Raw genomic sequence first — 14,958 nt, 5'->3', positions numbered from 1 at the left:
GGCGGAGCAGTTACAACAGGAGCTGAGCCATGATCTGGCAGAACCATCGCGGCTTGTTACCTCATCACGTCGGCTTCCGCTGAAGTGGCTGAGTGTCTCGGTCATGCTGGTGGCAGCAGCCTGCGTGGGGGCTTATTTTCTGATGCCAAAATGGCAGGCGATCCGCGTGGAACAGGCGCGTCTGGCGGACCCTTTACACGCCTTTTCTGCTGAAAATGTGCAGGAAAAACAGCTACTATCCCTGCAGGAGAAAATCCGCGCTAACCCGCAGGACAGCGCGCAGTGGGCGCTGCTTGGTGAGTATTATCTCTGGCAAAATGCGTATCATAATGCGCTGCTGGCCTATGAACAGGCGCTGCGTTTACGCGGCGAAAACGCTGAAATCTACTCGGCTCTGGCGACGGTGTTGTACTATCAGGCCGGGCAGCACATGACACCAAAAACCCGTGAAATGATAGATAAAGCCCTGGCGCTGGACGCCAGTGAAGTCACCGCGTTGATGCTTCTGGCTTCCGATGCGTTTATGCAGGCTGATTACGATCAGGCTATTTCGCAGTGGCAAAAAGTACTGGATTTAAACTCACCAAGGGTGAATCGTGTGCAGTTGATTGACTCTATCAATATGGCGAAGTTGTTGCAGAATCGGCAGAAATAAAATTGTTTTTTTGTGATTTGCATCGTTTTTGCTGTTTAAAAAACAGGCGAACGAACAAATGAGCAAAAAAAACTCACGCCATGACTTCTTCATTTTTGAACATATTAAAATTCTTTTATAACAAAAAGTTATTCATCGTTATCCCGATAAAATTGCATTTTTATGCATAAATTCAGCTGAAGGCTCTGTTCCTGGAGGGTTGCGCGAGATAGCACGCAAATGATAATGATAATAAGCGTTAAAAAACTCCATAAACGAACGCAACACAATTCATACCCTTTCAGTATGTACTATTACCACACACTGCATGTGGAATAGCGCTCCACCGAGGAAGTCCGTTGTTATGAAAAATTTGAAAGTCAGCCTGGCCTGGCAGATTTTGATCGCCATGGTGCTGGGCATTTTGCTAGGGAGTTACCTGCATTACCATAGTGACAGCCGAGAATGGCTGGTGTTAAACCTGCTGTCCCCGGCAGGCGATATCTTTATCCACCTGATCAAAATGATCGTAGTTCCGATTGTTATCTCAACGCTGATTGTAGGTATCGCCGGGGTCGGTGATGCAAAACAACTGGGTCGTATTGGCGCAAAAACCATTATCTATTTCGAAGTGATCACCACCGTTGCGATCATCCTCGGTATCACGCTGGCGAACGTATTCCAGCCCGGTACCGGCGTTGATATGTCGCAACTGGCGACCGTGGATATTTCGAAATATCAAAGCACAACCGCAGAAGTGCAGAGCCACGCGCATGGCCTGATGGGCACTATTTTGTCACTGGTGCCGACCAACATTGTTGCATCAATGGCAAAAGGCGAAATGCTGCCGATTATCTTCTTCTCGGTGCTGTTTGGCTTAGGGTTGTCTTCTCTGCCAGCAACCCACCGCGAACCGCTGGTTACCGTGTTTCGCTCCATCTCTGAAACCATGTTTAAAGTGACGCACATGGTGATGCGTTATGCGCCGGTCGGTGTTTTTGCGTTGATTGCCGTTACCGTTGCAAACTTCGGTTTTGCATCCCTGTGGCCGCTGGCGAAGCTGGTACTGCTGGTGCATTTCGCCATCCTGTTCTTCGCGTTGGTCGTACTGGGTATCGTGGCACGCGTGTGTGGGCTGAGCATCTGGATCCTGATTCGTATTCTGAAAGACGAGTTGATTCTGGCCTATTCCACCGCCAGTTCCGAGAGCGTGCTGCCGCGTATTATTGAGAAGATGGAAGCCTATGGCGCTCCGGCGTCGATCACCAGCTTCGTGGTGCCGACCGGTTATTCATTCAACCTTGATGGTTCGACGCTGTACCAGAGTATCGCCGCTATCTTTATCGCTCAACTGTACGGTATTGATCTGTCATTGTGGCAGGAAATCGTGCTGGTGCTGACGTTGATGGTGACGTCGAAAGGGATCGCAGGCGTGCCGGGCGTATCTTTTGTCGTGCTGCTGGCTACGCTTGGCAGCGTGGGGATTCCACTTGAAGGCCTGGCGTTCATTGCCGGTGTCGACCGTATCCTTGATATGGCGCGTACCGCACTGAACGTGGTGGGTAACGCGCTGGCAGTACTGGTTATTGCGAAATGGGAACACAAATTTGACCGCAAAAAAGCGCTGGCCTATGAGCGTGAGGTGCTGGGGAAATTTGAGAAGACCGCCTTGTAGGGCCGGATAAGGCAACGCCGCCATCCGGCAACCTGCTCTGGGTTGCCTGATGGCGCTACGTTTATCAGGCCTACAACGACTACGTTCATCCGGCAACTCAAAACTAGCCGTTCGTTAACTTATCAAACTCCTCGCAGCCGGTATCAAATCCTTCCGTACAGCTCAGATTCAGCCAGTGCAGAGCCTTCTGTTTATTCTTCTCGATAAAGCCCTGCTCGCCGTTTAAGAACATCATCCCCGCCCAGTACTCGGAATAACCGGTACGCGAAATGGCAGAACTGCGTTTGAAATACCATGTCGCTTTCTCATCATCTGCGGGTATGCCCACACCGTTGGCATAAATCAGCCCTAGCAGCATTTGTGCATCAACAGCTGAATCGCTTTCCAGATTCTCGGATGCATTTTGTAGCAACGTAATGGCTTTGGGATAATCTGGTCGCCCCGCCTGAGTGTTCACCAGAATTCGCGCCAGCGTGATTTCCCCGGCCTTACTGCCAGCCTGAGTGGCTTTTTCGGCCAGCGTTTTGGCTTCCGGGTAATCCAGACTGACCGGATTGGTTATCTTAATTTGCGCCAGTAAGGCCCAGGCATCTGCATCACCGTTGTCGGCGGCTTTTTGCGCCCAGTATTCGGCTTTGCTCAAATCGCCGGAACTAAACCAGGTATCAGCGAGGAAGTATTGCGCACGTCGGTCTCCGGATTCGGCAGCCTGCAGAAACTGGCTACCAGGCTCTTCGGCATGGACAAAGCATGTGATTAACACCATTAAGGCGAAAAGTCGTTTCATCTTATTTTTAGATTTAGTGTAGGGAATGAACAGTATAGAGAGATTATTTGCATAAAAAAACGGCCTCCGAATGGAGGCCGTAGAGACAAGCTTAACCCATTGCGCTTTCGCGCAGGCTGGCTTTCAGCTTGGTGTACTCATCAATAACGTATTGTTCGGCAGCACGCTGATCGGCAATGCGTTCAACGTTGACGGCACAGTACTTATACTCCGGCGTTTTGGTAATCGGGCTTAAGTTCTCGGTTACCAGTTCATTACATGCCCCAATCCACCACTGGTAGGTCATGTAAATCGCACCTTTGTTCGGACGGTCACTCACTGCCGCGCGGGTGATAACTCGACCCTTGCGAGAGTTAACCCACACCAGATCTTCATCCTGAATACCCAGACGTTCAGCGTCGGCGGTGTTGATCTGGGCATAGCCCGGTTCATCCGCCAGTGCAGCCAGCGCTGCACAGTTGCCGGTCATGGAGCGGCAAGAGTAGTGGCCAACTTCACGCACCGTAGACAGTACCATTGGGTACTCTTCGGTGAGTTTATCGATTGGCGCTACCCAGTCGCAGGTGAAGAACTGCGCCAGGCCGTTCGGGGTGTCGAACTTCTCTTTGAAGAGGTAAGACGTACCCTGGTCGGCATCTGAGGTGTCGCGACACGGCCACTGGATATAACCCAGCTCGCCCATTTTCTCGTAAGTGGCACCGTAGAAATCAGGGCACAGATGACGCAACTCATCCCAGATTTCCTGGGTGTTGTTGTAGTGCATCGGATAGCCCATACGGGTAGCGATTTCACTGATAATCTGCCAGTCCGTTTTCAGGTCCCACTTCGGCTCAACGGCTTTAAAGAAGCGCTGGAAGCCACGGTCAGCTGCGGAGAAAACGCCTTCATGCTCACCCCATGACGTAGACGGTAAAATAACGTCTGCGGCAGCGGCTGTTTTGGTCATGAAGATATCCTGCACAATGACCAGTTCCAGATCCTCAAAGCCTTTGCGCACCGCGGAGAGTTCAGCATCGGTCTGTAATGGATCTTCACCCATAATGTACGCTGCGCGAACTTCGCCATGTGCCGCACGGTGCGGCAGTTCGCTGATGCGATAGCCGGTATGTGCAGGCAGGCTTTCAACGCCCCAGGCTTTGGCGAATTTCTCGCGGTTAGCCGGATCTTTCACATACTGATAGCCCGGATAGGTATCCGGCAGTGCACCCATGTCGCACGCGCCCTGAACGTTGTTCTGGCCACGGACCGGGTTAACACCCACGCTTGGCTTACCGAGGTTACCGGTCAGCATGGCGAGGCTGGTCAGTGAACGCACGGTTTCCACACCCTGATAGAACTGGGTAACACCCATGCCCCAGAGGATGGCCGCGCTTTTTGCCGATGCGTACATACGCGCAGCCTGACGAATTTCCTGAGCGCTAACGCCAGTAATATCTTCGACGGACTCCGGCGTGTAGCCTTCGACAATCTTGCTGTACTCTTCGAAGCCTTCCGTACGCGAGGCCACGAACGCCTGGTCATACAGTTTTTCTTCGATAATGACATGTCCCATGGCGTTGAGCAGCGCGATATTCGAGCCGTTTTTCAACGCGATGTGCATGTCGGCAATGCGCGCAGTTTCAATTTTGCGCGGATCGCAGACGATAATTTTCGCCCCGTTACGTTTAGCGTTAATCACGTGATTCGCCACGATAGGGTGGGAATCCGCCGGGTTGTACCCGAAGATGAACACTAAATCTGTGTTATCAATTTCATTGATAGCATTACTCATTGCGCCGTTACCGACCGATTGGTGCAGACCTGCAACCGAAGGGCCGTGTCAGACGCGAGCGCAGCAGTCAACGTTATTGGTACCAATAACGGCGCGCGCGAATTTTTGCATTACATAGTTGGTTTCGTTACCTGTGCCGCGAGATGAACCGGTCGTCTGAATGGCGTCCGGGCCATACTTCGCTTTGATGGCGCTCAGGCGATCGGCGACGTAATTAAGCGCTTCATCCCAGGATACAGATTCCAGCTTGCCGCCACGCTGGCGACGGATCATTGGGGTTTTCAGACGAGGGGTCAGGATCTGGGTATCGTTAATAAAATCCCAGCCATAGTAGCCCTTCAGACACAGGGTACCCTGGTTGGTTTTCCCCTGCGCCGCCTCAGCCCGGACGATTTTGCCGTTATCGACCACCAGGTTGATTTTGCAACCTGATGCGCAATATGGGCAAACCGTGACGACTTTTTTCATCGGTCTCGCTCCAGTTAATCAAATCGCGCATACGCGCTTGTCGCTTTAGTTATGCATCTTTTATGCCATGTTTTTATTAGGGGCATTTACTGATATTACGGGTGAATTTTGAACAAAACCCTGACGAAAAACAGGCTGTCGTCATATTTGACGTGACGAATTCCAAATGTGTGACGGCCTGGCAGTGTGACCAAGGTTATGTTTCCCGCACGTCCTTGTGCCTTATCGCTGTCACTCTGTGCAGAATCATTCACACTCATTTGAGTTGGCATAAAATGGGGAAGAATAATGAAGCCAGCCATACTGGTTGTGGATGATGACGTGGCGATCTGCGCATTGTTACAGGATGTGCTGAGCGAGCATGTCTTTGCTGTGACGGCCTGTCATACCGGGCAGGAGGCGTTGCGCTGTATTGATACCCAGCCGGATATTGCTCTGGTATTGCTGGATATGATGCTGCCCGATACCAACGGGTTGATGGTGCTGCAACAGGTGCAAAAGATGAGGCCAGGGTTGCCGGTCGTGATGTTGACCGGGCTGGGCAGTGAGTCGGATGTGGTTGTGGGACTGGAAATGGGCGCTGATGACTACATTGGCAAGCCGTTCAACGCCCGCGTGCTGGTGGCGCGGGTGAAGGCGGTGCTCAGGCGTGTCGGAGTGCTCAGTGCAGAAAGCACTGGCCCGCAAACGACGGGGCTCTCCTTTAATGGCTGGCATCTTGATACCGCAGGCTGCCAGTTGCATAACCCCCAACAGTTGAAAGTGGATCTGACGCAAGGCGAGTACAGTCTGCTACTGGCGCTGGCGCAAAACGCCCGTCGGGTGCTGAGTCGTGAACAGTTACTGGAGCTAACGCGTAGCGACAACGTCGAAGTCTTTGACCGTACGATCGATGTATTAATTATGCGTTTGCGGCGAAAAATAGAGAACAATCCGCATCAGCCGACGTTGATCAAAACTCTGCGCGGCCTGGGTTATGTGTTCGCCGCTGACGTGCAGCATCACGATAAAGCAGCGTAATTTTATCATCCAGGCCTACACGTTTCCCGTAGGCCTGATAAGCGTCGCGCCATCAGGCGTCAGCCATTCCGGCTTTTAACTCTTCCAGCGTTTTTGCACCGTCAATCGCGTTGGCGCACAGCAAGCTTGCCCGTGCACAGGCGTGCGCCAGTCTGACGCTATCCGTCAGCGACCAGCGTTCGTGGCAGCCGTACAGAAAACCCGCGCAAAACGCATCCCCCGCGCCGACGCTGCCCACGATCTCCTCCTGTGCCAGATACTGTGACGGTATCCAGACGCCATCCTGATCCGGCGTTTCTCCCCAGGCGCCTTCCGGGCAGTGGATCACCACTCGCTGGCGCACGCCTGCGTCCAGGAGTTCACGCGCGGCGCTGGCGATATGGGGGATATGTAACTCACCGTTGGGCTGGCGGATCTCCAGACCGCTGAATTCTCCGGCCTCCAGCTCGTTGATGACAAGATAATCCAGATGACGCAGCGCGGGCATTACCAGTGGTTGATAGCGTGGATCACCCTTGCGAGACACCAGATCCAGCGATGTTTCAAATCCATTCTCACGCATTTGTGCCAACAATCGTGCACTGCGCGTGCCGAACTCTTCGTCTGGCATGTCCAGACTGTCGAGCAGCAGCAGATAACCCAGATGGAAAATTTTCATCGACGTATCAAGTGCGCCAAATGCGGGCAAATCCAGTAGCCGGTTCGCGCCGGGAGAGTGGAAAAAAGTACGCTGGCCGCCTGGGTCGGTCATCACCTGAGACATCGAGGTAGGGGCTGAGGTGGTGCGCTGTACGTGCTGGCGATTAACGTGATACTGCTCGAGCATCGCCATGATGTAGTCCCCGTCGCTGTCTTGGCCGATCAATCCCACCGCCTGCAGCGGCAAACCCGTGTGCATTTTCGCCAGCGTGAGCAGCACGTTTAACGGCGCACCGCCCGTTGCGCGTTCGCTACGGGTTATTTCAGCCAGCCAGCCGCGCTCCGGCCATTGCACGATCTGATGTACATGATCGACCAGCATGTTGCCCGCGGCGATAATGCCCCGGCGTTCCATCAGACCTGCCCCGCGCTGCCAAAGATGCGCATCTGTTCGGAAACGGTATCGGTGATGGCCTCTTCAATACCTAATAACAGCTCGGCAAATTCATCGTACAGCGGCTGACGATTGGCCATGCGCGACTCTACTGCAGCCAGTGCCGCCTGTGACATGCCGGTATAAAAGTTGATTTTATGAATCCCCAGTTCGATCGCGCGGCGGAAGTCATCATCACTGATGCCTGAACCCCCATGCAGTACCAACGGGATCGCTGCCTGCTGGCGAATGGCGTCCAGACGCGGGAAGTCGAGTTTTGGCTCGCCTTTGTACTTGCCGTGCGCATTGCCAATAGCAACTGCCAGCGCGTCAATACCGGTTCTGTCGACGAAATCGCGTGCCAGCATGGGATCGGTAAATAATGATTCGTCGGCATGACCGTACAGCGCACCGCCTTCATCACCGCCCACCGCACCCAGTTCCGCTTCCACCGAAACGCCGACGGCGTGACACATCTTCACCACTTCGCGGGTCTGACGGATGTTTTCTTCGTAATCCAGCGTTGAACCATCGAACATTACTGAACTGAATCCTAATCGCAGTGCCCGGACGACTGACTCAAAGTGCAGACCGTGGTCAAGGTTAAGCACCACAGGGATATCATGCCGTGCGGCTTCAAATTTCACCGCTTCGACCAGCGAATCCAGCGAGACATATTTAAAGTGGACTTCGGCAATGTTGATAATAAACGGTGAACGTTCCTGTTTGGCTGCGGCAAACAGCGCGCGCAGAAAGTGTGAATCGAGGACGTTAAAAGCCCCTAAGGCATAGCGGTGCTCGCGAGCATGGGCGAGGCCATCGGCAAGAGAAATCAACGGCATAATACGCTCCTTGGTTAACGGAACAGGCGATACTCGTTACACAGCACCAACTGCGCCGGTTCATCTTCTTCAATGTCGTTATAACGGGCGATCGGCAGCAGAAAGTGATTGTCATGGTCGTCGTCATTAACAGAAGACACTTCGCCAACCAGTACGTCGCCGAAACCTTCCTCAGCCCAAAAGCTGTGATACAGACCGGGTGTCAGGCAGATGCTTTCCCCTGGAGTCAGGCGTAACTGGCTGCCAGCGGAGTGGATTTGCCGACAACCGTCAATGACCACGCTGACGTTGCTCGCTTCTGTTTGCTCGCGAATATCGGCGTTCCACAGTTCAACAATCAAATTGCCGCCGCCGCGATTGATAATGTCTTCGCGCTTGCGCCAGTGAAAGTGCATTGGGGTGACCTGTGCATCACGGACATGCATGATTTTTTCGGCGTAGCATTTCTCATAAGGCATGCCTTTCGGCGAGCCATTACGTAGGGTGAACAGCGTTAATCCCAGTGCGGCGAAGTTGTTGCCACCGAATGCAGTGACATCCCAGCCGAGTTTGAGGTCAAAGACTTCGCTCCATGCGGAGGCATCGAGTTTGCGCCATTGGGTTGGCGGAAAGTTGGCAAAAGGCGGGAGATGCACATCGTGCAGGGAAAAAAACTGGCGTGTGTGGCCGAGAATTTCGTTTATTGCGGAGCGTTTCATGGGCAGCATTCTCCTTATAACGCCGGACAGGGCATTGATGCCGCCATCCGGCAGTGTCGTGGTGGGGGGTTATTTCACCGTCCAACCCTTATAGCTACCGACGTTGTTTTTATCGATCATCGTCACCGGGATCAGCACAGGCTCTTTCGGCGCGGGTTTCCCCTGTAATATGTCATAGCCGATTTCTACCGCCTTGGCAGCCATCACTTGCGGATCTTGTGCCGGGGTCGCCACAAACAGTGAATTCTCACGCTTCAGTGCTTCTTCTCCGTCCGGAGATCCGTCAACACCAACAATAAAGAATTCACTGCGTTGCGCCTGTTTTGCTGCCAGATCGGCGCCGATCGCCGTGGGATCGTTAATCGCGAATACGCCGTCGATCTTCGGATTGGCCGCCAGCAATGCAGTCATGATCTCCAGTCCACCTTCACGGCTGCCTTTGGCGTTCTGGTTATGTGAAAGCACCTTGATGTCCGGGTGGCGTTTGAATTCGGTCTGGCAGCCTTCCACGCGGTTCTGTACCGCGGAAACCGGAGGCCCGTTGATGATCACGACGTTGCCTTTGCCTTTCAGGCGATCGGTGATGTACTTACAGGCCATTTCACCTGCCTGGGTGTTATCGGAGGTGATGGTCGCATCTGCACCTTCAGCCGCCACGTCAACAGCGACCACGACGATCCCCGCATCTTTTGCCCGCTTGACCGCCGGTCCGATGCCTTTGGAATCGGCAGCGTTAAGAATAATCATGTCAACTTTGGCGGCAATAAAGTTGTCGATCTGAGACACCTGCTGCCCCAGATCGTAGCCGCTGGAAACCAGCGTTACTTTGACACCATCACCCGCCAGTTTGCGCGCTTCCAGCTCCGCACCTTTGGTTATCTGTACGAAGAACGGGTTGGCAAGATCGCCCACCGTTACGCCGATTGATTTCAGTTCTTTTGCCTGCACATAAGGCGTAGCAGCAAGCAGTGCGCCAGCACAGAGCGCAGTCACTAATGGCTTCAAACGCATACTCGTTTCCTCACGTAGGGTATTGTTGTTATAAGCCGGATAAGGCAATTGCGCCGCCATCCGGCAAGTTGGCTTATGCACTTTGATGGTGTCGGGTACGGTATTTGTCGATTAGCACCGCTATGATGATCACCGCCCCTTTGATCACCAGTTGCCAGAAATAGGAAACGCCCATCAGCGTCATTCCGTTATTGAGCGTCGCGATAATAAGCGCCCCAACCAGCGTGCCGGTGATGGTGCCAATTCCGCCGACAAAACTGGTGCCGCCGAGGATCACCGCCGCGATGGCGTCCAGCTCATAGCCCATGCCTAAGTTGCCGTTGGCGCTGTACAGTCGTGAGGCGCTCATCACCCCGCCAAGACCCGAAAGCAGACCGCTCATGCCGTAGACGAACAGCAGCACCAGCCACACTTTGATGCCGGTTAACCGTGCCGCCTGCATGTTGCCGCCGACTGCGTAGATATGAACGCCCAGTGTGGTGCGGCGCAGAATAAACCAACACACGACAATCACCGCCAGGGCAATCACCACCAGCCACGGAATCGGCCCGAGATAGTTGTTGCCGATCCACTCAAAGCTAATGTTGGAGTTAATTACTGTCGTCCCGTCTGCCAGCAGATAGGCCGCACCGCGTAGTGCCGTGTAGGTCCCAAGCGTAACGATAAACGGTGGCAATCCGGCAAAGGCGACCAGTGCGCCGTTAAACAACCCCAGAACCAGACCGAGCATCAGCGCAGCCGGAATCGACAGCATGGACAGTTCAGGAATAAGAGAAACGACCATCGCCGCGACTGCGGTAGTACCAAGAATGGAGCCCACGGAGAGATCGATCCCGCCGGTCAGAATGATGAAGGTCATTCCGGCAGCCAGTACGATGTTAATCGATGCCTGACGGGTAATATTGAGCAGGTTGCTCTCAGTAAAAAAGTTGGGGGCGATAAAACCAAATACCGCCACAATCAGGATCAAAATGGGTAAAATGCCGACCGTTTGCATCAGATCGCTCATCAGCATTTTTTTTGCGGAGGCCGATTTTGCCACCTGCTGGGGAGTGGTTGGATTAGTCATGGTGCACCGCCTGATGATGGGAGTCGTTCACGCCGGTCGCCAGCGTCATAATGTTTTCCTGAGTAATGCTTTGTCCGTTCAGCTCTCCGGCAATACTGCCTTCGCGCATCACATACACCCGATCGCTCATGCCGACGACTTCCGGCAGTTCGCTGGAGATCATCAGGATCGCCACGCCTTTGCGCGCCATATCGTTCATGATCCGGTAGATCTCGCTTTTTGCTCCGACGTCCACACCACGGGTCGGTTCATCAAGGATCAAAATGCGTGGGCCAATCGCTACCCAGCGTGAGATCAGTAATTTTTGCTGGTTACCGCCAGACAGACCGCCTGCGCGAACCTGAGCATGTGGGACGCGGATATTGAGCAACTGGATGGCGTCATCAGAAATGGTCTGTGCCTTTTTGCGGTTGAGCATGCCCCAGTTTGCATCACGTTCCAGGGTTGCCATGGTGATGTTCTCTGCCGCCGCCAGCTCTAAAAACAGCCCCTGTTCTTTGCGATTTTCGGTAAGAAAACCGATACCGTGGTCAATGGCTTCGCGCGGGGAGTGGATCACCACCGGCTCACCGTCCACTTCAATCATGCCGCTGATCGCTTTACGTACGCCAAATATGAGTTGCGCCAGTTCGGAACGCCCGGCTCCGACCAGCCCAGCCAGGCCAACGATCTCCCCGGAACGTACCAGTAAACTGCATGGCTGGACTTTGTTGCCATCAGTCAGGTGATGGACATTCAGACGCGCTTTGCCTAATGGGATATCGCGTTCTTTGTTGAACAGATCGCTTAAAGGGCGGCCCACCATCATACGTACCAGTTCGGAGGCGTTGAGCTTGTCGCGGGTCAAACTGCCGACGTACTGCCCGTCGCGTAATACGCTGACGCGATCCGACAGTTCGTAGACTTCTGCCATACGGTGGCTGATGTAGATAATCGCCATGCCTTCATCACGCAGACGCATGATCAGCTCAAACAGGCGGTGGGTTTCACGGGAGGAGAGTGCGGCGGTGGGTTCATCCATTACCAGGATGCGGCTGTTACGGTGCAGAGCGCGGGCGATTTCCACCTGCTGCTGTTCGGCGATAGTGAGCGTCATCACGCGATCGCTGGCCTTAAACTGCGCGCCAAGCCGGTCGATGACCTTTTGCGCCTGCATCACCATCTCTTTACGCTGGACCAGGCCACCACGCGACAGCTCGCTGCCGAGGAAGATATTTTCCGCTACTGTAAGATTCGGTGCGAGCTGCATCTCCTGATAAATCAACGTAATGCCTGCACTAAGCGCATCCTTTGGCCCACGAATATGAAAAGGCTGACCGTCAATCAGGATCTCACCACTGGTGGCGGTATAGGCGCCAGCAAGGATCTTCATCAGGGTGCTTTTTCCCGCGCCGTTTTCGCCCATCAGCGCGTGGATCTCACCGGGCCAGACCGTCAAATCGACCCCTTTCAGCGCATAAAATTTGCCAAATGCTTTGGCAATATTGCGCATTTCCAGAACCGGTGTCTTGCTCATAACGGATCTCCTGCGGGGGGGCCGATATCAGCAGTCCATCACAGGAATGTAAATGCAAAATGTCAGAAGCCGTTCATATTTGTCATATTGCGATTTTTCTTCATGGAGCGTGATATGCCGCAACCCGGACGTCACTTTTTCGCCAGTGCGCGTGGGCGACTGCTGTTCTTTAACCTGCTGGTGGTCGCGGTCACGCTGATGGTGAGTGGCGTTGCGGTGCTGGGTTTTCAGCATGCCAGTCAGATTCAGGAACAGGTGCAACAGCAAACCGTAGACGATATGACCGGTAGCATGAATCTGGCGCGCGATACAGCAAACGTGGCAACGGCGGCGGTGCGGCTCTCGCAAGTGGTGGGGGCGCTGGAATACAAAGGTGAAGCGGAGCGGTTACAGGAGACCCAGCGGGCGCTGAAACATTCGCTGGAACAACTGGCCAGCGCACCGCTGGCACAGCAGGAACCGGAGTTGGTTGGACGAATTATCCAACGCAGCAATGAGTTGCAAAGCAGTGTGGAAGGCATGTTACAGCGCGGTCAGTTACGACATCTGGAACGTAACGCATTGCTCAGTTCGCTGTACCAGAATCAAAGTTACTTACGCCATCTGCAAAAACTCACCGATGGGCAGGATGACGTGCTGCTGGGGCAAATGGATCGCTTGATCGTCGCCGCTATCGAAACGCCAACGCCGCGATCGGTGATCAAACAGCTGGACGATGTAATGCCTGCGTTGCCACTGCACAATGCCAACCTGTTGATTAACCGTATTCTCAACGACTTCAATCAGGAGCTACATAAGCTTGAACCGCTTTCGTCAGCGCTGGAACAGAGCGATCTGGCGATCAACTGGTATATGTTTCATATCAAAGCGCTGGTAGCGATCCTCAACAGTGATATCAACCAGTATGTCTCACAGGTGGCGATTATCTCTGAACAGCGGGTGGCACAGAGCCATCATGAATTGCAGTCCGGCGTGCTGTTTATCATGATCTTTGCGCTGCTGGCGGTGGTGATCACGGGTTTTGCCGGCTGGTATATCTACCGTAATCTTGGCTCCAACCTGACGGCTATCTCGCGTGCGATGACCCGGCTGGCGCATGGCGAATCAGACGTTAGTGTTCCAGCCCTGCAACGGCGCGATGAGCTGGGAGAGCTGGCGCGTGCTTTTAGCGTTTTTGCGCGTAACACGGCTTCGCTTGAGCACACCACCCGGTTGCTGAAAGAAAAAACCACGCAAATGGAAATCGATCGAACCGAACGTCAGGGCCTTGAAGAAGCACTGTTGCACAGCCAAAAGCTGAAGGCGGTGGGGCAACTGACCGGCGGGTTAGCGCATGATTTCAATAACCTGCTGGCGGTGATTATCGGCAGTCTGGATCTGGTTAATCCGGATTCTCCCGATGCGCCGCGTATCAACCGGGCGCTCAAAGCGGCGGAGCGCGGCGCACTACTCACCCAACGGCTATTAGCCTTTTCGCTTAAACAATCTTTGCATCCGCATGCGGTAGAGCTGAAAACGTTGCTGGAGAATCTGGGTGAGTTGATGCGCCACTCGTTACCCGCCACGCTGACACTGGAGATTGAAGCCCAGACGCCCGCCTGGCCGGCGTGGATTGACGTCAGCCAACTGGAAAATGCCATCATTAATCTGGTCATGAACGCCCGTGATGCGATGGAAGGGCAGGCGGGCACGATTAAAATTCGCAGCTGGAATCAGCGGGTGACGCGCAGCGATGGACGCAGGCAGGACATGGTGATGCTGGAGGTTGCCGACCAGGGTAGCGGCATGTCGCAGGAGATCAAAGCACAGGTCTTTGAACCGTTTTTCACTACCAAACAGACCGGCAGCGGCAGCGGGCTGGGGTTGTCGATGGTATACGGATTTGTGCGCCAGTCCGGCGGTCGCGTCGAGATTGAAAGCGCGCCAGGGCAGGGAACCACCGTCAGGTTACAGCTTCCTCGCGCGATTGTGCCGGTGCAGATTCAGGTGGAACCGATAACGGAACACGCCACAACCCGCGGCGAAAAACTGGTTCTGGTACTCGAAGATGAGGCCGACGTGCGCCAGACGTTGTGCGAGCAGCTACACCTGCTGGGCTATCTGACGCTGGAGGCGTCCAACGGCGAACAGGCGATGCATATGCTGGCGTCGTCATCTGAGATTGATATTCTTATCAGTGACTTAATGTTACCTGGTGGCTTAAGCGGGGTGGATGTGGTTAACCACGCGCTGAAGCATTATCCGCAGTTGACCATCCTGCTGATCAGCGGCCAGGATTTACGCCCGGCGCACAACCCAGCGCTACCTGACGTAGCATTATTGCGTAAACCTTTTACCCGTAGCGAACTGGCGCAGGTGCTACGCCACCCACGGAATTGAGAATCCTCCGCTACTT

The 14,958-nt window shown here is 54.0% G+C and carries 12 protein-coding genes; 4 read left to right on the top strand and 8 right to left on the bottom strand.

Annotated elements, in window-relative coordinates:
- Positions 1–103 precede the first annotated feature (103 nt).
- Together nrfG and gltP are read left to right on the top strand one after the other, a co-directional pair.
- A complete protein-coding gene (gene nrfG, locus SK36_RS19125) occupies positions 104–655 on the top strand; it encodes a heme lyase NrfEFG subunit NrfG (RefSeq protein WP_231593098.1) in 552 nt (183 codons plus the stop codon).
- 343 nt (positions 656–998) lie between these two features.
- Positions 999–2,309, top strand: coding sequence for a glutamate/aspartate:proton symporter GltP (gene gltP / locus SK36_RS19120; RefSeq protein WP_045438658.1), 1,311 nt, complete (start codon positions 999–1,001; stop codon positions 2,307–2,309).
- Positions 2,310–2,412: 103 nt separating this feature from the next.
- On the opposite strand, the gene yjcO is transcribed toward gltP, so the two are convergent.
- Both yjcO and fdhF read right to left on the bottom strand, forming a co-directional pair.
- Positions 2,413–3,096, bottom strand: coding sequence for a Sel1 family TPR-like repeat protein YjcO (yjcO, locus tag SK36_RS19115; protein WP_048222406.1), 684 nt, complete (start codon positions 3,094–3,096; stop codon positions 2,413–2,415).
- Positions 3,097–3,187: 91 nt separating this feature from the next.
- Entirely contained in the window at positions 3,188–5,335 is a 2,148-nt protein-coding gene (gene fdhF / locus SK36_RS19110) for a formate dehydrogenase subunit alpha (RefSeq protein WP_081918179.1), read from the bottom strand.
- A gap of 288 nt (positions 5,336–5,623) precedes the next feature.
- On the opposite strand from fdhF, the gene SK36_RS19100 reads away from it, so the two are divergent.
- Positions 5,624–6,355 (top strand): response regulator, encoded by a 732-nt coding sequence (locus SK36_RS19100; protein WP_048222403.1) that lies wholly within the window; start codon positions 5,624–5,626, stop codon positions 6,353–6,355.
- A gap of 52 nt (positions 6,356–6,407) precedes the next feature.
- On the opposite strand, the gene SK36_RS19095 is transcribed toward SK36_RS19100, so the two are convergent.
- From SK36_RS19095 to SK36_RS19070, 6 genes are all read right to left on the bottom strand, one after another.
- The gene (locus SK36_RS19095) at positions 6,408–7,412 is read right to left on the bottom strand and encodes a carbohydrate kinase family protein (RefSeq protein ID WP_136345598.1); all 1,005 of its coding nucleotides are present in this window, start codon (positions 7,410–7,412) and stop codon (positions 6,408–6,410) included.
- Entirely contained in the window at positions 7,409–8,269 is an 861-nt protein-coding gene (locus SK36_RS19090) for a ketose 1,6-bisphosphate aldolase (RefSeq protein WP_045438681.1), read from the bottom strand. Before SK36_RS19090 ends, SK36_RS19095 begins: the two co-directional genes overlap by 4 nt.
- Before the next feature lie 14 nt (positions 8,270–8,283).
- Positions 8,284–8,967: a D-lyxose/D-mannose isomerase gene (locus SK36_RS19085; RefSeq protein WP_048222399.1), complete on the bottom strand. Its 684-nt coding sequence runs from the start codon at positions 8,965–8,967 to the stop codon at positions 8,284–8,286.
- Positions 8,968–9,036: 69 nt separating this feature from the next.
- The gene (locus SK36_RS19080) at positions 9,037–9,978 is read right to left on the bottom strand and encodes an ABC transporter substrate-binding protein (protein ID WP_045438690.1); all 942 of its coding nucleotides are present in this window, start codon (positions 9,976–9,978) and stop codon (positions 9,037–9,039) included.
- Positions 9,979–10,051: 73 nt separating this feature from the next.
- Positions 10,052–11,047, bottom strand: a complete 996-nt coding sequence (locus tag SK36_RS19075) for an ABC transporter permease subunit (protein ID WP_045438694.1) — start codon at positions 11,045–11,047, stop codon at positions 10,052–10,054.
- Positions 11,040–12,563, bottom strand: coding sequence for a sugar ABC transporter ATP-binding protein (locus tag SK36_RS19070; RefSeq protein ID WP_048222394.1), 1,524 nt, complete (start codon positions 12,561–12,563; stop codon positions 11,040–11,042). Before SK36_RS19070 ends, SK36_RS19075 begins: the two co-directional genes overlap by 8 nt.
- Before the next feature lie 114 nt (positions 12,564–12,677).
- Here SK36_RS19070 and SK36_RS19065 point away from each other — a divergent pair, with 114 nt between their 5' ends.
- Positions 12,678–14,942, top strand: a complete 2,265-nt coding sequence (locus tag SK36_RS19065; protein ID WP_048222391.1) for a hybrid sensor histidine kinase/response regulator — start codon at positions 12,678–12,680, stop codon at positions 14,940–14,942.
- Positions 14,943–14,958 lie beyond the last annotated feature (16 nt).

It is taken from the genome of Citrobacter sp. MGH106, assembly GCF_001037495.1.
Classification (GTDB): Bacteria; Pseudomonadota; Gammaproteobacteria; order Enterobacterales; family Enterobacteriaceae; genus Citrobacter; species Citrobacter murliniae.
This window is presented reverse-complemented; position numbering and strand designations above follow the sequence as displayed.